Source organism: Halomonas eurihalina (assembly GCF_008274785.1).
Classification (GTDB): domain Bacteria; phylum Pseudomonadota; class Gammaproteobacteria; order Pseudomonadales; family Halomonadaceae; genus Halomonas; species Halomonas eurihalina.
Genome location: NZ_VTPU01000004.1, coordinates 64,857 through 83,346, shown reverse-complemented (window position 1 = coordinate 83,346; position 18,490 = coordinate 64,857). Strand labels below are relative to the sequence as shown.

At 62.4% G+C, this 18,490-nt stretch carries 18 protein-coding genes; 5 read left to right on the top strand and 13 right to left on the bottom strand.

The window, feature by feature from the left end; all coding sequences use genetic code 11:
• Positions 1 to 7 precede the first annotated feature (7 nt).
• Positions 8 to 1,039: a succinylglutamate desuccinylase/aspartoacylase family protein gene (locus tag FZZ93_RS05570; RefSeq protein WP_149321347.1), complete on the bottom strand. Its 1,032-nt coding sequence runs from the start codon at positions 1,037 to 1,039 to the stop codon at positions 8 to 10.
• 160 nt (positions 1,040 to 1,199) lie between these two features.
• On the opposite strand from FZZ93_RS05570, the gene FZZ93_RS05565 reads away from it, so the two are divergent.
• The gene (locus FZZ93_RS05565; protein ID WP_149321346.1) at positions 1,200 to 1,820 is read left to right on the top strand and encodes a TetR family transcriptional regulator; all 621 of its coding nucleotides are present in this window, start codon (positions 1,200 to 1,202) and stop codon (positions 1,818 to 1,820) included.
• Here the strand turns inward: FZZ93_RS05565 and FZZ93_RS05560 are convergent.
• The 4 genes from FZZ93_RS05560 to FZZ93_RS05545 form a co-directional block, all read right to left on the bottom strand.
• Positions 1,812 to 2,516: a hypothetical protein gene (locus FZZ93_RS05560; RefSeq protein WP_149321345.1), complete on the bottom strand. Its 705-nt coding sequence runs from the start codon at positions 2,514 to 2,516 to the stop codon at positions 1,812 to 1,814. The two genes, FZZ93_RS05565 and FZZ93_RS05560, sit on opposite strands and share 9 nt — an antisense overlap.
• 180 nt (positions 2,517 to 2,696) lie before the next feature.
• On the bottom strand, positions 2,697 to 5,885 hold the full coding sequence (locus FZZ93_RS05555) for an efflux RND transporter permease subunit (protein ID WP_149321344.1): 3,189 nt from the start codon (positions 5,883 to 5,885) through the stop codon (positions 2,697 to 2,699).
• Complete coding sequence (locus tag FZZ93_RS05550) at positions 5,882 to 7,159, bottom strand: efflux RND transporter periplasmic adaptor subunit (protein ID WP_149321343.1); 1,278 nt, start codon at positions 7,157 to 7,159, stop codon at positions 5,882 to 5,884. The genes FZZ93_RS05555 and FZZ93_RS05550 overlap by 4 nt, the downstream gene beginning before the upstream one ends.
• A gap of 109 nt (positions 7,160 to 7,268) precedes the next feature.
• Positions 7,269 to 8,717 carry a TolC family outer membrane protein gene (locus FZZ93_RS05545; protein WP_149321342.1) on the bottom strand — a complete coding sequence of 483 codons (1,449 nt, stop codon included), beginning with the start codon at positions 8,715 to 8,717 and terminating at the stop codon, positions 7,269 to 7,271.
• A gap of 177 nt (positions 8,718 to 8,894) precedes the next feature.
• Between FZZ93_RS05545 and FZZ93_RS05540 the strand changes: the two genes are divergently transcribed.
• Entirely contained in the window at positions 8,895 to 9,812 is a 918-nt protein-coding gene (locus FZZ93_RS05540) for an alpha/beta fold hydrolase (RefSeq protein WP_149321341.1), read from the top strand.
• Positions 9,813 to 9,814: 2 nt separating this feature from the next.
• Here FZZ93_RS05540 and FZZ93_RS05535 read toward each other — a convergent pair whose 3' ends face one another.
• Positions 9,815 to 10,654 (bottom strand): fructosamine kinase family protein, encoded by an 840-nt coding sequence (locus FZZ93_RS05535; protein ID WP_149321340.1) that lies wholly within the window; start codon positions 10,652 to 10,654, stop codon positions 9,815 to 9,817.
• Positions 10,655 to 10,781: 127 nt separating this feature from the next.
• On the opposite strand from FZZ93_RS05535, the gene FZZ93_RS05530 reads away from it, so the two are divergent.
• Positions 10,782 to 11,093 carry a YqfO family protein gene (locus tag FZZ93_RS05530; protein WP_149321339.1) on the top strand — a complete coding sequence of 104 codons (312 nt, stop codon included), beginning with the start codon at positions 10,782 to 10,784 and terminating at the stop codon, positions 11,091 to 11,093.
• 29 nt (positions 11,094 to 11,122) lie between these two features.
• Here FZZ93_RS05530 and FZZ93_RS05525 read toward each other — a convergent pair whose 3' ends face one another.
• The gene (locus tag FZZ93_RS05525) at positions 11,123 to 11,680 is read right to left on the bottom strand and encodes an NUDIX hydrolase (RefSeq protein ID WP_149321338.1); all 558 of its coding nucleotides are present in this window, start codon (positions 11,678 to 11,680) and stop codon (positions 11,123 to 11,125) included.
• Positions 11,681 to 11,779: 99 nt separating this feature from the next.
• On the opposite strand from FZZ93_RS05525, the gene FZZ93_RS05520 reads away from it, so the two are divergent.
• Positions 11,780 to 12,400 carry a CoA pyrophosphatase gene (locus FZZ93_RS05520; RefSeq protein WP_149321337.1) on the top strand — a complete coding sequence of 207 codons (621 nt, stop codon included), beginning with the start codon at positions 11,780 to 11,782 and terminating at the stop codon, positions 12,398 to 12,400.
• On the top strand, positions 12,397 to 13,047 hold the full coding sequence (locus FZZ93_RS05515; RefSeq protein WP_149321336.1) for a 2OG-Fe(II) oxygenase: 651 nt from the start codon (positions 12,397 to 12,399) through the stop codon (positions 13,045 to 13,047). Before FZZ93_RS05520 ends, FZZ93_RS05515 begins: the two co-directional genes overlap by 4 nt.
• A gap of 20 nt (positions 13,048 to 13,067) precedes the next feature.
• Here FZZ93_RS05515 and FZZ93_RS05510 read toward each other — a convergent pair whose 3' ends face one another.
• The 6 genes from FZZ93_RS05510 to FZZ93_RS05485 all read right to left on the bottom strand — a co-directional run bounded on the left by FZZ93_RS05510 (position 13,068) and on the right by FZZ93_RS05485 (position 18,456).
• On the bottom strand, positions 13,068 to 13,505 hold the full coding sequence (locus FZZ93_RS05510) for a GNAT family N-acetyltransferase (protein WP_149321335.1): 438 nt from the start codon (positions 13,503 to 13,505) through the stop codon (positions 13,068 to 13,070).
• 2 nt (positions 13,506 to 13,507) lie between these two features.
• Positions 13,508 to 14,368 carry an MOSC domain-containing protein gene (locus FZZ93_RS05505; protein WP_149321334.1) on the bottom strand — a complete coding sequence of 287 codons (861 nt, stop codon included), beginning with the start codon at positions 14,366 to 14,368 and terminating at the stop codon, positions 13,508 to 13,510.
• Positions 14,369 to 14,447: 79 nt separating this feature from the next.
• Entirely contained in the window at positions 14,448 to 15,143 is a 696-nt protein-coding gene (locus FZZ93_RS05500; RefSeq protein WP_149321333.1) for an aspartate/glutamate racemase family protein, read from the bottom strand.
• Between the two features lie 92 nt (positions 15,144 to 15,235).
• Positions 15,236 to 15,688, bottom strand: coding sequence for a GNAT family N-acetyltransferase (locus tag FZZ93_RS05495; RefSeq protein WP_149321332.1), 453 nt, complete (start codon positions 15,686 to 15,688; stop codon positions 15,236 to 15,238).
• A 115-nt stretch (positions 15,689 to 15,803) separates the two neighbouring features.
• Complete coding sequence (locus tag FZZ93_RS05490) at positions 15,804 to 16,577, bottom strand: enoyl-CoA hydratase-related protein (protein ID WP_149321331.1); 774 nt, start codon at positions 16,575 to 16,577, stop codon at positions 15,804 to 15,806.
• A 91-nt stretch (positions 16,578 to 16,668) separates the two neighbouring features.
• Entirely contained in the window at positions 16,669 to 18,456 is a 1,788-nt protein-coding gene (locus FZZ93_RS05485; RefSeq protein WP_149321330.1) for an acyl-CoA dehydrogenase family protein, read from the bottom strand.
• Positions 18,457 to 18,490 lie beyond the last annotated feature (34 nt).

Sequence of the window (18,490 nt, the reverse complement as noted above, 5' to 3'; positions counted from 1 at the left end):
CGTTGATTCAGTAGAGCGGGTCGGGTGGCGGTTCCAGGCTCGACTGAAAGGTCTCCACGGCATTCTCGGCTTCCTCGATGACATCGAAGCGCGCGATATGAAACAACGCCTCGCCCTCATTGACCAGCGGCAGCCGCCCCATGCCGATGACGATGCCATCGGCCATCGACAACACCTCGCCCTCGGCATTGCCGAAAGGATCCGCGACGCGTCCCAACCGCTCGCCCTTGGCCACCCTCGCACCAAGGCGCACCTGGGGGCGCAGGATGCCGTCAATCGGAGCCCTCGCCCAGCTCGAGCCTGTCGCACGTTCCGCCGCCGGCGGCGTTCGGCGTCGGTGCTCTCCACGCAGCATGCCGAGACGCCGCATCACCCTCAACACACCCCGTACACCGGGAGTGATCGCCCATTCGTCAAAGCGCAGCGCCTCACCGGCCTCATAGGTCAGCACGGGTATGCCGCGGCTCTGCGCATAATGACGCAAACTGCCGTCACGCAATTCCGAATTGAGAATAACCGGCGCCCCGAAGGCACTGGCCATGCGCTCGGTCTCGTCACACGACGTCAACTTCGCGCGGATCTGCGGCAAATTGGTACGGTGGAGGGCGCCAGTGTGCAGATCGATGATATGACTCGCCTGATCGACGATCTGCTCGCGGAACAACGCCGCCATCCGGCCTCCCAGCGACCCCGCTTCGCTACCTGGAAAGCACCGATTCAGGTCACGCCTGTCCGGCAGGTATCGGCTGTGCTGCACGAAACCGAACACATTGACGATGGGAATGGCAATCAGGGTGCCACGCAAGCGCGCCAACTGCCGCGAATGCAGCAGTCGGCGAACGATCTCCACGCCATTGATTTCATCGCCATGAATACCACCACACACCAGCAACACCGGCCCCGGATGCCGTCCATGCACGATCTCCACAGGAATATGCAGAGGAGCATGGGTGTAGAGCCTGGCCATGGGGACATCGATTTGTTGCCGGGTCCCTGGCGCCACACGCATCTCGGCCAGTTCGAAGGGAGCACGCGCCATCATCTATCCTTGCTGTCTAGCGGAGAAGATTCCTGCCTCGTCTTATACCCCTACTGGAGATAAAGGACGAGTCATGACAATAACCATACACCAACGAATGTAAAAACCATCGTCCTCGGGTAGAATGGGTCTCACGCACTATTCGGAGTCGAGTTCCCCCATGGCCAGACGCACCAAGGCCGAAGCCGAAGCAACGCGAGAAGTATTGCTGGACGCCGCCGAAGAAGTCTTTTTCGAAAAAGGTGTCGCCTGCACCTCGCTGGAACAGATCGCCCGCCACGCCGGCATGACACGCGGGGCTGTCTACTGGCATTTTCGCAACAAGGCCGATCTGTTCCGTGCCATGCTCGACAGGGTACGGATGCCGTTCGAGGAACTCGTTGCAGAAACCGCTCCCAGCGATGCCTCACCGCTGGAAGCGATCCGTCTGGGGTGTCAGCTCGGGTTCCGTCGCCTGGAGCAGCCCCGCCATCGGCGCGTGCATGCCACCCTGCTCCACCGTTGCGAGTTCTTCAGCGATATCGATCCCCGTGCCATGGAAAGCGAGATGGCCAGCGAATGCCTGGACGCCTTACTGATCTATCTCACCCAGGCTCGAGATCAGGGGCTGCTACGCCAGGACCTCGACCCGGAAGTGGCCACCACACTTCTTCAGTCGACCCTCAGTGGCCTCTTCCATGACTGGCTGCGCGATACCGAGGCTTTCTCCCTCTACGAACGCGGCACCCAACTGGTCGATACCCAGCTTCGACTGTTCGAGCGAGACAGCGCATCAGGCTGACGGCGTCGAACCGTTGTGGCCATGCCGCTGCGGCTCCGATGCCTCGTGGTGACCGACCAGATGCAGCCGCACCAGTCGCGTGCGAGCATCCAGATAGTCCTGCTCGAGTACCGAACGATAGGCATTGATATCCGGAAGATACTTGACCAGGATTCGCACATCACCGGAGGCGGGCTGGTTGCCCGCCTTGCCCAACAGTTGGACCTCTCGAGCCTCGTCATCCTCCATCACGGCGCGGGCACGACCGTCGTCATCGACCCCGGTGACCCGGACCCGTTCGCCGAGCAGGCAACGCCGGGAGAGGCCGGGATGACGATGCAGCCGGCAATGCAGCCGCCGGCACAGCCCCGCTGTCAGCGGCGACGCCACAGCGAACGACGCCCATAGCACCACGACACCGACCGGTACCCGGAAGATGCCCAGCGGCACCCATCTGAGCACCAGCAACTCGACCGCCAGGCTCAAGGCCCCGGCCAGCACGACCAGCAGGCTCAAGGCCACCGAGACGGGTACACCGGCAAACCCCAGTGACACCATGGTACTGGCCAGATGATCCTTCTTGAGGCTGTCATGTTCGAACAATTCGGTGGGTGCCAGGCGCACCAGCACCAGCAACCAATATACCGCCACCAGCGCCAGCAGCACCGTAAAAACGATCAGCGGAAAGCTCAAGGCAAGGTTGATGATAGCGTTCATGGCGTCTCCTCCATCCGGCCTTATTAGCCAGCAAAGTGTTCTTCTATCTATCAGCATAGACGAATAATCCCGAACGACGCCCCTCATTTGCATCGAACGACGCGTTGCACTCTCCGCATAAAAAAACGGGCATCGCTCCCGTAGGAGCGATGCCCGCCTGCGCTCGATCACACCAGATGCTTAGTGCGTATCGTGCTCCAGCGCCGTCTCATCACCGTGGTTGTCATCCTGACTGTGCGTCTTGCCCCACAGCCAATCGCTGACACTGGCGATCATGGCGTAGAAGGTCGGCACGAACAGGCTGCCGAGTACGGCCACCGAGGCCATACCCACCGCTACTGTCGTGCCGATGTGGTGGCTACTGGTGTCACTGGCACCGGTCGCCAATGCCAGTGGCAAAGTGCCGAAGATGAACGCCAGCGAGGTCATGACGATTGGCCGGAAGCGCAGATGCGCTGCCGTGATGGCCGCCTCGCGAATCGACTTGCCTTGCTCGCGACGCTGCAGCTCGGCGAACTCGACGATCAGAATGGCATTCTTGGCCGCCAGGCCGACCACTACCAGCATACCGATCTGCACGTAGACACTGGTATCGAGCCCACGTAGCGCAATACCGCCGATACCGCCGAGGAAAGCAAATGGCGTAGCCGTCAACACCGCCAGCGGCAACGACCAACTCTCGTACTGCGCCGCCAGGATTAGGAACACCATCAGCATGCCAAAGATGATCGCCATGGATGCAGCACTGCCTGCTTGGCTCTCCTGGAAAGCGGTACCGGTCCAGCCCATGCCCCAGCCGTCACCAAGCTCTTCCTGGACGACCTGTTCCATGGCTTCGATTGCCTGGCCCGAACTATAGCCGGGCGCCGCACCACCCTGGAATTGTGCGCCGGAATAGACACCGAAGCGTGTCACCACCGCCGGCGCCGTCTTGCGCTCCATGGTCACGAATTCGGAAAGTGGGATCCGTTCACCGTCACCACCTCGCACGTAGACACTGGAAATATCGTCCGGCGTCTTGCGGAACTCGTCCTCGTTCTGCAGATAGACTTGGAAGTTACGTCCCTGATAGCTGAAGTAGTTGACGAAACCATTGCCGAAGGTATTCCCCAGCGTCGAATTCAACGCCGACATCGAGACGCCGTAACTCAGCGCCTTCTGCCGATCGATCTGCGCCTCGTAGGACGGCACATTGACGTTGAAGGTCGTGAACACCTGGCTCAGCACGGGGTTTTCGCCGGCCGCCTGCATGACCTTCAGCGAGGCTTGATAGAGCTCTTCGGGCGAAGCCCCTTCATAGGACTGCAGATAACCGGTGAAGCCACCCGTGGTCGAAAGACCGACGATCGGCGGCATGTTGAAGGCCATCGCCGTGCCCCCCGGAATCTGAGCACCGAACTGCATGATCTTGCCGATCAACTCGGAAGCCGTCAGGTCACGTTCGTCCCAGGTTTCCATATTGACGAAGATGATACCCCGCGCGGTATTCACCGAGCTCGACAGCATGTCGTAGCCCGCCACCGACGTGGAGAACTTCACACCCTCCACATCCTCAATGGCGCTGCTCAACTTGTCCATGTAGTTCTTGGTCCGCTCCAGCGACGCCGAATCGGGCAACTGCACCGATGCCAGCACGATGCCCTGATCGGTCTCGGGCACCAGCGTCGAGGGTGTGCTTTGGTAGAGCCACCAGGAGCCTGCCCCGACCAGAGCGGTCAACAGCAGCGCCAGCCCCCAGAAACGTACCAGCACCTTCACTACCCACATGTAAACAGCAGTGATGCCAGCAAACAACCGATCAAACAGGCGCAGCGGCGTACGCACCGCACGCATGAAAGCCGATTCCTTGCGATGCAGGTCATGCTTGATGAAGATCGCCGAGAGCGCCGGCGTAAAGGTCAATGCCATCAAGGCCGAGAAAGCCACCGACACGGCAACCGTCAAGGCGAACTGCTGGTAAATTTGCCCACTGAAACCACCGAGGAACGCCACCGGCACGAAGACCGCCGCCATGATCAGCGAGGTCGCGATGACCGGCCCTCCGACTTCCGTCATGGCCCGGATCGTCGCCTGAGTGACGGTGATATCCTCATCCTCGCTGAGCACCCGCTCGACGTTCTCCACCACCAGAATGGCATCATCAACCACGATGCCTATCGACAGCACCAGAGCGAACAGCGTCAGCAGGTTGATGGAAAAACCAAAGGCATAGAAACCGGCAAAGGTCGCCAGCACCGAGACCGGCACTACCGACATGGCGATCACCGTGAAGCGCCAGTTCTGCAGGAAGATGAACAGGATGACACCGACGATCAAGAACGCCTCGATGAAGGTGTGCAACACCGTTTCCACGGAAGCATCGATGAACTGGGTCGTATCGTAAGGCGTCACATACTCGAGCCCCGGCGGGAAGCGGCCGGACAGCTCATCCATGACAGCCTTCACCCCCTGGGCGGTCTCCAGCGCATTGGCACCAGGCTGCTGATTGATCATGATCGGCGTCATGGTACCGCCGTTCAGCTTCGCATCGATGCCGTAGAAGGAGGCCCCCAGTTCGATGCGCGCCACATCATCCAGGCGCAATGCCGACCCGTCGGGGTTGGTGCGCAAGAAGATATCGCGGAAGTCGTCGGCATTCGATAACCGCCCACCCGCAGTGATGGTGTAGGTATAGGCGCGCGGATCGGATTGAGGCGTGGCCGCCAGACTACCCGCCGGAACCTCGGTGTTCTGGGCACGGATCGCACTGGCCACCTCGGACGGCGTCAGATCGTACTGCGCCAGCTTGTCTGGATCCATCCAGATGCGCATGGAGAACTCGCCGCCCCCCAACACTGAGGCATCACCAACCCCCGGCACCTGGCGCAGCTCGTCCAGGATATTGAGGGTGGCATAGTTCTGCATGAAGACCTGATCGTAGTCATCATCGGGCGATATCAACGACACCAGCATCAGTATCGAGCTGGAGCGCAGCTCCACCGTCACACCCTGACTCTGTACCGCCTCTGGGAGCTGGGAAAGCGCCCCCTGGACCCGATTATTGACATTGATGGTGTTGATGTCGCCATCAGTGCCGATACCAAAGGCCACGCTTAGGCTCATCGAACCATTGTCGGCACTGGTCGAGGTCATGTAGAGCATATCCTCGACACCGTTGATGGCTTCTGCCAGCGGTGCCGCCACCGTCTGGGCAACGGTCTCGGCATCCGCCCCGGGGAAAGTGGCGCTGACCGATACCGTGGGTGGCACGACACTAGGGTACTGCTCGATCGGCAGCACCCGCATGCTCATCAACCCGATCAACGTCAGGATGATGGCAAGCACCGACGCGAAGATCGGCCGCTTGATGAAGAAGTTGGAGAAATTCATTCCGCCGCATCCTCTTGAGCCGGCGCGGACGACTCATCGGGCGCTTGCTCCTGGCCACCCTCGGCCGACACGTCGCCTTGTCCTTGCGCTTGTCCCTGGCCCTGTGGCTGAGATGGCTGCTGCTTGGCCATCAGCGCCTCGGCATCGCCATCGAAAGGCTGGGGCTCGATGGGCATACCCGGCTGCAGACCGGCCGGGTCGCCGACCACAACCCGGTCGCCGCTTTCCAGGCCCTCCAGCGTGATCTGCCAGGCTCCGGCAAGCTCACCGAGCTGCACCGTCCGCGCCCGAGCCACATTGTCCTCATCGAGCACGAAGACCTGCGGGCCCATCAGCCCCTGAGTAACCGCAATTTCGGGAACCGCGAGTACATCGAAACGCTTCAGCCCTTCCAGGCGAACCCGAGCGAACTGCCCAGGCAGAGCTTTGCCATCCGGGTTGGAAAACGTTGCCTGGGCCTGAACGGTACTGGTGCCTTCATCGACCCTCGAACCGAGGAAATCCAGTTGCCCTTTCAAGGGAGCGGCCCCCCCCGCCAGCTCGAGATTCGCTCCTATCTCGCCCACCGACTGCTCGATCAACTGCTGGCGCAGCGCAAAGGCATCGGCCTGCGGCAATTGGAACCGCACTTTCAGTGGATCCAGAGGTGTGATCGTGGCGAGTTCAGTACCAGAGCTCACCAAATTGCCCACATTCACCTGACTGAGGCTGATCTGACCGCTCACCGGGGCCGTGATATTGGCATAACCCAGATCGAGGCGCGCACTGGCCAGCGCGGCTTCGGCCTGGGCCACGCTGGCACGCGCGACATTGCGATCGGCCAGGGCCTGGTCATATTGCTGGCGGCTCACCGAGTTCTGGCTGAGTAGCTGCTCATAACGCTGAGCATCACTCTGCGCGCGGGCAAGCTCGGCCTTGGCGCTCTCCAGGTCAGCCTCGCGCTGTGCCACCGTGGCCTGATAGAGATCCGGCTCGATGGAATACAGGCTATCGCCCTTCTCGATCATTTCACCGGGTTCGAACTTGCGCTCCTCGAGGAAGCCGGTCACCCGGGCAACCAACGTCACCTCTTCATCGCTGCGCAACTTGGAGGGATAAGCCTTGTCCAGGGGAATATCCTGACGTGCCAGCTCCATCACCGGCATCGGCCGAGGTGGCGTCTCAGCGCCCGCCGCTTGTTGCTGACCGCCATCATCTTGGCCGCAAGCCGCCAGCAGCAAGCTCGAAGCCAGCGCCAGCAACCCACCCCGACTCCTGTGGATCATCGTTTTCATGCCTAGCTATCCCGTTGAGCACTTCGAAAGTCGACAGAGACTATACGCATACAGGTGTGAATGTAAAATATACATTCATACCTGTATGTCATAATTGATATTAATAGCGTCAAGCGTCGGGCTGGGGCGGCTCACCAATATCCAGCGCCTGCTCGTAACGCCCTTCTTCTGGCAGCGTGAAGGAAACGCTCTGGTTCTCGTCCAGCCAGCCGTTGACCGCCTCAATGGCACTAACATCGAGGGTGCCCGACTGCTGCCGCAAGGTGAGCAGGTTGATGACGTAGTCATAACGCGCATCGGCATGATTGGCGATGGCATCGTAGAGGCTCTGCTCGGCATTGAGCACATCGACGATATTGCGCGTACCCACCTCATAGCCGGCACGGGTCGCATCCAGGGCACTCTGGTTGGAAACGATAGCCTGGGCCCGAGCCTCCACCGTGGATACGTCATTGCTCACTTGGGTGTACAACGAACGAACCTGCTGAATGGTATCGCGGCGCTGCGCCTCGAAATTGTACTGGCTGGACTCCAGGGCGTAGGTGCTCTGGCGAATCCCCGCGCTGGTCCGACCGCCGGTATAGATCGGCACGCTCACCTTGACACCAACCTGTGCGGAGGAGTCTTCCCCCTCCAGGGTGTCATTGTCGCTGTCGGCATACTGGTAGTTGGCGAAGGCATTGACCACCGGCAGGCGTTGCGCCTTGGACACGTCGACACCACTGCGCGACACCTCGACACCAGCCTGTTGCGCCATTACCAGCGGGTTGTTTTCCATCGCCAGATCGATCCAGGCATCGCGCTCGCTGGGCTCGGGCGGTGTAACCGGCATCTCGTCCTCGAGCGACTCGATGCTGTCGTAACGCTTGCCGGTCAAACGCTCGAGGGCCTCGAAAGCCACCTGCTGGTCGCTTTCGGCGGCGATACGATCGGCGCGCGACTGGTCATAGCTGGCCTGCGCCTCTTCCACCTCGGTGACGGCGATCAGTCCCACGTTGAACTGCTCGCGCGCTTGCTCGAGCTGGCGTCCGATGGCGCGTTCCTGGGCGCGACGCGCCTCGAGGATCTCGTGCGCACGCAGGATATCGAAGTAGGCCGAGGCCACATCGATCACCACTTGCTGTTCAGTCGCCGCGAGTTGGTAAGTCTGCTGGTCGATTTGCCGTTCGGCCTGCTCGACCTCGGCGCTGTTGACGGCGTCATACAGCACCTGGCTCGCTTCCAGCGTGAGGCTGGCACTGTTGTAGCGATCATCGGAAGGCGTGCTTCCCGCACTGAACGCGCTGCTCTGGCTCTCGAACTGCTCGTTGTGGGCGACCTGCCCGGAGGCGTTGACCTGGGGCAACAGATCGCCGCGCTCGACATCACGACCGGCTTCTACGCTGTCGGTATCGGAGCGCGCCGCCGCCAGATCGGCGTTGTTGTCCAAGGCATCCCGCGTGATGGTAAGCAGATCGGCAGCCTGCACCTGGCCCGCCATCAAGGAGGCGACCAGCATGGGCAGAAGAGCCCGACGAGCTACGCGGCTCGGCGGCGTCACGGGACGAGAAGGCATCATCGGCAAGATCCTTTGTCGATTCGTGGACTTGATTTACATACATTGTCGCATGTTTCCAGCATGAGTCCATCGCTGTTCATGCAAGTTGTATGAAAATTTTATGGTTTGCCAGCACACCTCGTCGTATCGGCTATCCTGCAAAGCAGCGTAGCGCAGACCAACAAGGATGCCACTACAATGGATGAACTGACCCTGCTCAAGGTCCGGGAACTGGAAATCGCCGTACGGGTCTGGAACCCGGACGCCCCCCGAACCCTCATCGCCTGGCATGGCTTGGCACGTCATGGCGGCGACTTCGACGACCTCGCGCGCCTGCTTGGTCCCGAATGGCGCGTGCTGGCGCCCGACACACCAGGTCGCGGCCTTTCCAGCTGGTCGCTCTACCCCGCCCACGATTATCTCTATTCGCATTACATGACGATTGCCAAGGCGGTGCTCGATCATTTCGAGCTCGAACGAATTGCCTGGGTCGGCACCTCCATGGGCGGCCTGCTGGGCCTGCTGCTGGCGGCCGACAAGGACACCGCATCGCGCATCGACAGGCTGGTACTCAATGATGTCGGCCCCGAACTCGAAGCCGATGGCCTGGCCTCGCTGGCTTCCTACTTTGCCGTCCCTCATCGCTTCACCCGATTCAGTGAGCTGGAAGCCGAGTTGCGTCGCCACTACGTCGGTTTCGGTATCGAGAACGACGATGCCTGGCGGCGGCTGGCGCTGAGCAGTGCCCGCCGGCTTCCCGATGGCAGTTGGACTCACCACTACGATCCACGCATCGGCGAGCAATTCATCCATGACACACCGCGGGACCTCTGGAACGACTGGCGGGCCATCCGCTGCCCCGTGATGGTGATACGCGGCAGCGCTTCCACGCTGCTGAGCGCCGAGAGTATAGACAATATGCGCGAATCACGCCCCGACCTGGTCAGCCTGGAAGTGCCCGAATGCGGGCACGCGCCCATGCTCGACCGTGCCAGCCAGGTGGAGCCGATCCTCGACTTCCTGACCCAGCCCGTGCAACCCCCGATCCCGAGCGACACCCGAGCCCCCTGGTGGCGCCGCCTGTTCGGGCAACGCCGAGCACCAGCGCCAGAATGAGCTCAGCCAGCCTCGACTCGCCCCACGGCACGCTCGACGCCGCTACGGTAAGCGCCACCGAACAACAACAGGTGATTAAGCAACGGATACAACTGGAAAAGCGCCTCGCGACGCGGCCAGTCGGCGGGGGCGGCTCCATCCCAGTATGCCGCGAAGAAGCCTTCCCCGGGCGCACCGAACAACGTCAACATGGCCAAATCCACCTCGGGATAATGCCGATAGACCGCCGGGTCGACGATCGCCGGTCCCTGGGGAGTGAACAGCACATTGCCCGACCAGAGATCGCCATGCACCAGACTCGCCGGCGCAGGCGCCAACCAGGTCTCGAGATCGGCGGCGACGTTTTCCAGCCTGTTGCGCAAGCGGGCGTCGATGAGGCCGCCGTCATGGCAGGCCCGCGTCAACGGCAGCAGACGGCGTTCACGCTGGAAGGCGCGACCATCCTCAAGAGGTTCATTAGGCTGCGGTGTGGAACCACAGGCATTGTCGCGATGCCAGCCATGCATCGCCGCGGTCGTATCATGCAGCTCGCGCAAGCCCACCCCCAAGGCCGTCTCGTCCCGCCCGGCTAGTCCGGCACTTTCCAGTGCTTCCATGACCAGCCAGCCATCACCCTCGCCCAGGACCTCGGGCACCATCAGCCGAGACGTCGCCTGCCCCAGAACGCGCAAGCCCTCGGCCTCGCCGGAAAGCCGCTCGGGATCGTCACGTTTGATCACCACCGGGCCCTGGTCGGTCTCCAGCCACGACACTGCCGCGATGTCTCCACCACCCAGCGGGCGCGGCTCGCCCTGCGGCGACAGGTCGATGGATCTCAGAAAATCGCGCAATTCGCTATCCATGAATTCGCTCCGTCCGCTTGTCGAGACGCCGGTCGAAATGATGCTCGCCGCACGAAGTGCCCTTGCATCTTGTCATCTCCGGGATCAGCCATGAGGATGGACACGAACCACCGAAAGAGGACGTCTCATGTACAAACTCGCTTTCTTCGTTCCCGAGGAGGATGCCGAGACCGTCAAAGAAGCCGTCTTCGCCACTGGAGCGGGACGCTTCGGCGACTACGAGGCGTGCTGTTTCCAGACCCGGGGCACCGGGCAGTTCCGCCCTCTGCAAGGAGCCGACCCGCACATAGGACGCGTCGGCGACCTGGAAAGGGTCGCCGAGCTCAAGGTCGAACTCGTCTGTGACGACAGCCTCATCCGCGACGCCGTGGCAGCACTGCGGCAGGCTCACCCCTACGAGGAACCGGCATTCGATGTGTGGCGCCTGGAGGACATCTAAGGAAGATGTCAGCCCCAACCTCAGATTGATCAAGCCGAGCCGAAATAACGCTCCCTATCCTCCGGCGTAATATCGCTGACATGCAACGGATAGAGCCCTTCGCGTCGATCATCGTAGAAGTGACGCAGGGTCCGCTCGATGGTGGGGAAAGCCAGCTCATCCCAGGGAATCTCGCTCTCCTCGAACAACGCCACTTCGAGACTCTCCGGCCCGGCATCGAACCCGCCATCGAGATCGGCCAGAAAGATCATGTAAACCTGATTGATATGCGGCAGGTTGATCAACGTATACAAACCGTGCAGTGCCACCTCGGCACAGGCTTCTTCCCGAGTCTCGCGGGCCGCCGCTTCCAAGGTGGTCTCGGCGTTCTCCATGAAGCCCGCCGGCAATGTCCAGTAGCCCTTGCGTGGCGCGATGGCACGTCGGCACAGCAAGATTCGCGAGCCGCTGATCGGCAAGGTCCCGGCGATGATGCGCGGATTCTGGTAATGGATGGTGCCACAGGCGTCGCACATATAGCGCGGCCGATCGTCGCCCTCGGGAATAGCGAAGCGGACCGGCTGGCCACAATGGCTGCAAAAGTTCATGGTCCTCCCTGACGAACCGAAAGCGCGCTCCCGGCCCGGACTTGACTTGACGCCGCGCTCGGCGACTGGGTAAAAGGGGTGAAACCCGACGGAAACACCATGTTAGAGAAACTTCGCGAGCGCCTGCAAGCACATGCCCCTCGTCGACTGCGGCTCAATCTGCCCCAGGCCGCCGTGCTGATTCCCTTGGTGGCCCGGTCGGAGCCGACATTATTGTTCACCCGCCGCGCCGCGCATCTCTCCACCCACAGTGGCCAGGTCGCCTTCCCCGGCGGCAAGCGCGAGCCCGACGACCCGGACCTGCTGGCCACCGCCCTGCGCGAATCCCGGGAAGAAATCGACCTTCCCGCCGAGCGCGTGGAAATCCTCGGACGGCTCTCGGATGTCGTCTCGCTGCATGGCATTCTGGTGACGCCCTATGTTGGCGTGATTCCCCCCGACCTGCCGCTGACACCGGATCCGAACGAGTTGGATGCCATCTTCGAGGTGCCAGTGCGCTGCTTCCTCGACGACCAGCGCACTCATACCGACGTAATCCGCGTCGACGAACGCGACTACTACGTACCCAGCTATCGCCAGGACGAACATGTCATCTGGGGATTATCGTCGATGATGCTGGTGGAACTGCTCTCCGAGGGCTTCGACATGCCAATCAGCCTCTTTCAGCGACCCGGCGGCGAATTGCGGCACCACCCCGCCCGCCGGATGTCCGCCCCATGAGCTACTCGCCACGCCTCCCCGAGGCCCGTCTGGGCGAACTGATCGACAGTCTGGTCACCCAAGGCTGGTACGTAGGACCATCCTTCCTGTCCGCGCCCCTGTGCGAGGCCTTGCATGCCGAACTCGACGCCATGACGGAACGCGACGCCCTGGTTGCCGCTGGCATCGGCCGTGGCGACAACCATCATCTGCGTCGCGATGTGCGCGGTGACGCCATCCGCTGGCTGGACCGCGAGAGCCAGGCCCAGCGTCATTATCTCGAGGCCATGGGCGATCTCCAGCGAGCCTTGAACCAGGCGCTGTTCCTGGGACTCTTCGAGTACGAGGCCCATTTCGCCCACTACCCGCCTGGCGCCTTCTACCGACGCCACCTGGACAGCTTCCAGGGACGCGCCAATCGCGTGATTTCCACGGTCGGCTACCTGACTCCCGACTGGCCCTCGGACGGCGGGGGCGAGATGGTCATCTACTCGCCGGACGACGACCGCGAAGTGGCACGCGTCCGCCCTGAAGCCGGCACTTTCGTCTGCTTTCTCGCCGAAACGATTCCCCACGAGGTGCTGCCGACCCGCTTGCCCCGGGCCAGCATCGCCGGCTGGTTCCGCCGCAACGCCTCACTCGGCGGCCTGATCGACCCGGCCCGCTGATCGTCGTTCAGGCCGCCGGCTTACCGAAGCCGTGACCACTCCATGCCGATAAGGGGAGGCTCATGCATGAGGGCCTCGAACCCGTGTCGCCAATAAAGTTGCAGAGCGGGACTATCCTCGAAGACCTTGAGCCGAATGGCATGCGCGCCGCGCGACCATGCCATCGCCTTGACCTCATCCAGCATGAGATTTCCCCACCCCCGACCGCGATACTCGGCGACAACCTGCATATCCTGAAGATAGCTTCGGTCCTCAGCCTGCCACAGTCGCAGATACCCGATGCGTTCCTTACCCAGCCACAACAGATAATTTTCGCCGATCTCCCAGTCGTCGGTGAAGCGGGCACGGCACCAATCGATGCCATGGCGTCGATCGGCCGACGCCATGTTGTCGGCGACCAGCGCTGCCGCCCAGGCCTCATCCCCTGCACGGGCGGGCACGAGAGACCAGGCCAGCATATTCAATCCGCGTGGCACCTCGAGACGGTCAGGCGGTCGCCTACCCGCAATTCCCTGTCCTGGCCGGCCAGCAGGATCGCGTTCTGGCCGAAGAAGGCCCCCTTCATGCCCGGCTGAGTCGCCATCTCGACCAACGTCTTGAGCGGCTCCTTGGGTGCCGGCGCCACGCCGGTATACTGATCCTGAGTGATGATCTTGCAACGCTTGCAGGGCTTGCGCAGCCCCAGGCGCACCCCGGCCTCATCGCTGCCAAGCTCAGCCCACTCCCGCTCGTCGAAGGCCTCATCGCCCTGCACCACGATATTGGGCCGGAACCGACTCATCGGCACCTCATCGCCCCCCTTGTCGGAGAGTCGCGCATTCAGTGCCACGAGTGACGCCTCGGACGTTACCAGGAAGGAATAGCCATCGGCGAAACCGGTCTCGGCACTCTCGCCGTGCAGATGATCAGGGTCGATATCACGCCGCTGATTATCAGGAAAGCGCACCAGCCTCAGGCGGCTTCCGTCGGGCCGGCCAAGCACCTCAGTCAGCCAGGCGGAGGCCTCGGCGCCCTCGTCCAGCGCCTCGCAGTCATCCTTCCAGATACGCACAGCGAGCCGTGGCGCCACCTCGTCACGCCCGAACTCGACGACCAGCGGCTCGGTGGCATCGTCATGTTCGAGCATCAACGCCTGCGGCTCGAGGCGTACCCGCACCTGGGCCATGGCAGGCACTTCCCGCTGAGTCACGAAACGGTTGTCGTCATTGATGATCATCCAGTGCCGGTCGAAGGCGAACCCTCGCGCGGTGATCGATGCCGTCTCCAGGCCGATCCCGCGTAGCGACTTGACCGGATAGATGTTGAGCTGGGTAATGCGCACCTTGCCTCTCCCCTGGCTAATTTCGCGAACCCTGTACTTTACCAACGCGTCCTTCCCGCTGCCCGTCGCCAAAGCCTTCTCAAGTCTCGAGCGCCAAGGCGACGGCGCTACCGGCGTGGATCGCCGTCGTATCGTAAAGTGGCATGTCCGTGTCCGTCTGATTGACCAGCAAGGCGATTTCGGTGCAGCCGAGAATCACCGCTTCGGCTCCCCGCTGGCGCAACGCCTCGATGATCTCGAGATACTCGGCCTTCGACCGCGGATCGATCCGCCCCTGGCACAGTTCTTCATAGATGACCCGATGGACTCGCTGCCGCTGCTGCTCCTCGGGTACCAGCACCTCGATGCCGCAACGTTCGGTCAGGCGGGCCTTGTAGAAGTCCTGCTCCATGGTGAAGCGGGTCCCCAGCAGGCCGACGCGCTGCATGCCATCGACCACCAGCCGCTCTCCGGTGGCATCGGCGATATGCAGCAATGGAATGTCGATGGCCGCCGCCACCTCGGGCGCCACCTTATGCATGGTATTGGTGGCGATCAGCAGCATGTCCGCCCCGGCGGCCTGGATACGGCGCGCCTCCCGCACCAGGATGCTCGCCATGGCCTTCCAGTCTCCTTGGCGTTGCAGCGCCTCGATCTCGGCGAAATCGACGCTGACCATCACCACCCGCGCCGAGTGCAGCCCGCCCAACGACGCCTTGACCCCGGTATTGAGTGCCCGATAGTAACTCTCGGTGGATTCCCAGCTCATGCCGCCCAACAGGCCGATGGTTTTCATCTATCACTCCCTGATTTCCTGTGTTGGCCCCTCGAATGTCATGCCCATGCAGTCTGACCGGCATTGCCTTCGACCTTGTCCGCGAGCCAGGTTCACAACAACGGCATTGACATCAACCCATAGTGATCACGAGGCGTGAACCCGAGGTCACGATAGAGGCCACGCGCGCGATCATTCGACTTCTCTACCTCAAGATGCAAAGCGGCAATCCCACTGTCCCTCATCGTCTCCGAAAGCCGTACGAGAGCTTCTCTACCCGTCCCCAGGCCACGCGCCTCCGGGATGACATACAGCTCATCGAGAGAAGCATCGCGACCGGCGAACTCGATCGAGAAACCGAAGCACACCGCGAGATAACCGACCAGGTCATCTCCAGCATATATCAGAAAAACGTGCCCATAGTGGTCGTTCTCCAACAACATGCTTACCGCCTTGATACGCTGTTCCTCTTCGAGCGCTAAAGCTTCTTCCTCATGAAAGGCACGTACCAGCTCAAGTACGGTAGACAGGTGACGTGGCTCGGCACGTCCAAGCTGCACGACCATTGAGCCCCCTCCCTTCGTCGCCTCGACAGTACCTGTTCCGATGACGGTTACAACGAACAAAATGGCCACGGCGTCATGCCGTGGCCGTCCGAGGCAAGATACCAGCAGTGCGACGTCAGAAGTTCGGCTTGCGCTTCTCGACGAAGGCGCCCATGCCCTCGGTCTGCTCCTCTCCCGCAAAGCATAGCGCAAACAGGCTGTTTTCCAGGGCCAGGGCAGTGTCCAGGTCCTGATCCAGACCATCATGCACGGCCTGCTTGGCACTGCGCACCGCCTGCGGTCCATTGCCGCCGAGCTGCCGGGCCAACTCGTCCGCATAGGCTTCAAGTTCGTCCTGGGCCATGACGCGATTGACCAGCCCGATGCGCAGCGCCTCTGCAGCATCGATCTTGCGCCCGGTGGTCACCAGATCCAGTGCCATGGCCGGCCCGACCCGCCTCGGCAACCGTTGTGTCCCTCCGAAACCGGGGATCACGCCGAGTTGCACTTCGGGCTGACCGAAGACGGCATTGTCGCTGGCCACCGCCCAGTCGCAGGCCAGCGCCAGCTCGCAGCCGCCGCCCAGACAGAAGCCATTGACCAGGGCCACCACCGGCACCGGCAAGGTCTCCAGCCGCTTGATGGTCCTCAGTGCCTGGCCGGCGAAGTCGCGGGCCTGCTGCGGCGTCTTGCTGCGCATCTCGGTGATGTCGGCACCGGCCACGAAGGCCTTTTCGCCGGCACCGGTGAGCAGCACGGCACGCAGGTCGTCACGCCCTTCGAGATCGCTCAGCAGACGCTCGAGTTCGGCGATCACTTCGCTGTTCAAGGCATTGAGCGCCTTGGGACGATTGATGGTCAGACGCACGATACCGGCGTTGTCCCGTACCTCGATCAACGGCTCGCTCATGGTAGCTCCTCATGTTGTGAAACGACGATGCTTCGAACCCAACCCTAGCGAACGCTTGGTTGGGCGGCAATCGCTCCTTTCGATGGGGCGATCAATCGTTATCGGGAGCATAGCGCGACAGGCTGTCCACGCCGGCCTCGATCACCGCACGCTGGGCGCGTCCGAGTGGCAACCAGTGACGCAAGGCATGGTCGGCGGCGGCCAGCTTGGCATGATAGAAGGGGTCGGTATTGCCGGCGACCAAGGCCGTTTCGGCTACCAGAGCGGCGCGCCCCATCTGCCAGGCGCACAGGACATGACCGACCAGCGACAGGAAAGGCGTGGCGAAGGCCTGGATGGCGTCAGCCCCCTGCTCGGGATCGCGACCTCCCTCCAGTACCACGGCCATGGCGGCGCGCAGATCGGCCGCCCCGCCGGCCAGGCTCTCGCCCAGGGCCATCAGCCCCTCGCGGGCCGACAGCGCCGCGGCGGTGGCTTCGACGTCATCGATCAGGGCGGCGAGAGCGGCACCACCATCACGCCCCAGTTTGCGACCGGCGAGGTCCAGCGCCTGGATACCGTTGGTGCCCTCGTAGATGGGCGCGATACGCGCATCGCGCAGCAGTTGGGCGGCACCGGTTTCCTCGATGTAGCCCATACCACCGTGCACCTGGATGCCCAGGGAGGCGATTTCCACGGCCTGATCGGTGGAAAAGGCCTTGACCACCGGAATCAGGACATCGACCCGGGCCTGCGCCCGTTGCCTCGTCTCCTCCTCCTCGGCATGGCGCGCCTTGTCCATCTGGGCCGCGCATGTCAGTGCCAGGGCCCTCAGGGCATCGGTGCGTGCCCGCATCGACAGCAGCATGCGTTTCACGTCGAGATGTTCGGCGATCGCGCACTCAGCACCATTTCGACGCCCCTGCCGACGCTCTTGGGCGTAGGCCAGCGCCTGCTGACAGGCGCGCTCGGCCACGCCGATGCCCTGGATGCCGACCTTGTGACGCGCGGCGTTCATCATGGTGAACATGTGATTGAGCCCGCGCCCGGGCTCGCCGACCAGATAGCCGATGGCGCCCTCTCGCTCGCCGAAACTCAACACACAGGTCGGAGAGCCGTGGATGCCCATCTTGTGCTCCAGGGCAGTACAGACGACATCGTTACGCTCTCCCAGAGCACCGCCGTCATCGACCAGAAACTTGGGCACCAGGAACAGCGAGATCCCCTTGTTGCCCTCGGGAGCATCGGGAAGGCGTGCCAGCACCAGGTGAAGGATGTTCTCGGCGCAGTCATGCTCGCCCCAGGTGATGAAGATCTTCTGGCCGGTCAGGCGATACACGCCGTCCTCGCCGCTCGGCTTGGCCCGAGTGCGCACCTGGGAAAGATCGGAACCAGCCTGGGGCTCGGTGAGATTCATGGTGCCCGTCCAGCGCCCCTCGACCAGCGGCGCCAGATAGCGTTCGCATAACGCTTCGTCGCCATGCTGGATGAGCGCCTCGATGGCTCCGGCGGTCAGCATCGGACACAGCCCCAGGGCCATGTTGGCGCCATGCAGCATCTCCTGGACAGCACTGGCCACCACTTCGGGCAGTCCTTGCCCACCATTCGCCTGATCGACGCCGATACCGTTCCAACCGCCTTCGGCGTAGGCGCGATAGGCGTCGGCAAAGCCTTCCGGTACGCTCACGCCGCCATCATCGCGGCGTACGCAGCCCTGTCGGTCGCCACTGGCATTCAGCAGTGCCCACACGTCTCCGGTAAGACGCGCGGCTTCCTCGAGCACCGCTTCGACCAGGTCGGCACCAACCTCCTCGAAACCAGGCAGCGACAAGACCTCGTGTTCGAGCAGCTCTTCAAGTACGAAACGATGTTCACGGACGGGCGCGGTATAGGGGGTCATAATGACTCCTCGGCAGACAAAGACTGACGCACGA

Coding starts and splice junctions, on each gene's coding strand:
- FZZ93_RS05545 (WP_149321342.1), bottom strand. CDS start 8,717: ATGATGCCTTCTCGTCCCGTGACGCCGCCGAGCCGCGTAGCTCGTCGG.
- FZZ93_RS05565 (WP_149321346.1), top strand. CDS start 1,200: ATGGCCAGACGCACCAAGGCCGAAGCCGAAGCAACGCGAGAAGTATTG.
- FZZ93_RS05535 (WP_149321340.1), bottom strand. CDS start 10,654: ATGGATAGCGAATTGCGCGATTTTCTGAGATCCATCGACCTGTCGCCG.
- FZZ93_RS05530 (WP_149321339.1), top strand. CDS start 10,782: ATGTACAAACTCGCTTTCTTCGTTCCCGAGGAGGATGCCGAGACCGTC.
- FZZ93_RS05560 (WP_149321345.1), bottom strand. CDS start 2,516: ATGAACGCTATCATCAACCTTGCCTTGAGCTTTCCGCTGATCGTTTTT.
- FZZ93_RS05550 (WP_149321343.1), bottom strand. CDS start 7,159: ATGAAAACGATGATCCACAGGAGTCGGGGTGGGTTGCTGGCGCTGGCT.
- FZZ93_RS05510 (WP_149321335.1), bottom strand. CDS start 13,505: ATGCTGGCCTGGTCTCTCGTGCCCGCCCGTGCAGGGGATGAGGCCTGG.
- FZZ93_RS05570 (WP_149321347.1), bottom strand. CDS start 1,039: ATGGCGCGTGCTCCCTTCGAACTGGCCGAGATGCGTGTGGCGCCAGGG.
- FZZ93_RS05520 (WP_149321337.1), top strand. CDS start 11,780: ATGTTAGAGAAACTTCGCGAGCGCCTGCAAGCACATGCCCCTCGTCGA.
- FZZ93_RS05500 (WP_149321333.1), bottom strand. CDS start 15,143: ATGAAAACCATCGGCCTGTTGGGCGGCATGAGCTGGGAATCCACCGAG.
- FZZ93_RS05555 (WP_149321344.1), bottom strand. CDS start 5,885: ATGAATTTCTCCAACTTCTTCATCAAGCGGCCGATCTTCGCGTCGGTG.
- FZZ93_RS05515 (WP_149321336.1), top strand. CDS start 12,397: ATGAGCTACTCGCCACGCCTCCCCGAGGCCCGTCTGGGCGAACTGATC.
- FZZ93_RS05490 (WP_149321331.1), bottom strand. CDS start 16,577: ATGAGCGAGCCGTTGATCGAGGTACGGGACAACGCCGGTATCGTGCGT.
- FZZ93_RS05495 (WP_149321332.1), bottom strand. CDS start 15,688: ATGGTCGTGCAGCTTGGACGTGCCGAGCCACGTCACCTGTCTACCGTA.
- FZZ93_RS05485 (WP_149321330.1), bottom strand. CDS start 18,456: ATGACCCCCTATACCGCGCCCGTCCGTGAACATCGTTTCGTACTTGAA.
- FZZ93_RS05525 (WP_149321338.1), bottom strand. CDS start 11,680: ATGAACTTTTGCAGCCATTGTGGCCAGCCGGTCCGCTTCGCTATTCCC.
- FZZ93_RS05540 (WP_149321341.1), top strand. CDS start 8,895: ATGGATGAACTGACCCTGCTCAAGGTCCGGGAACTGGAAATCGCCGTA.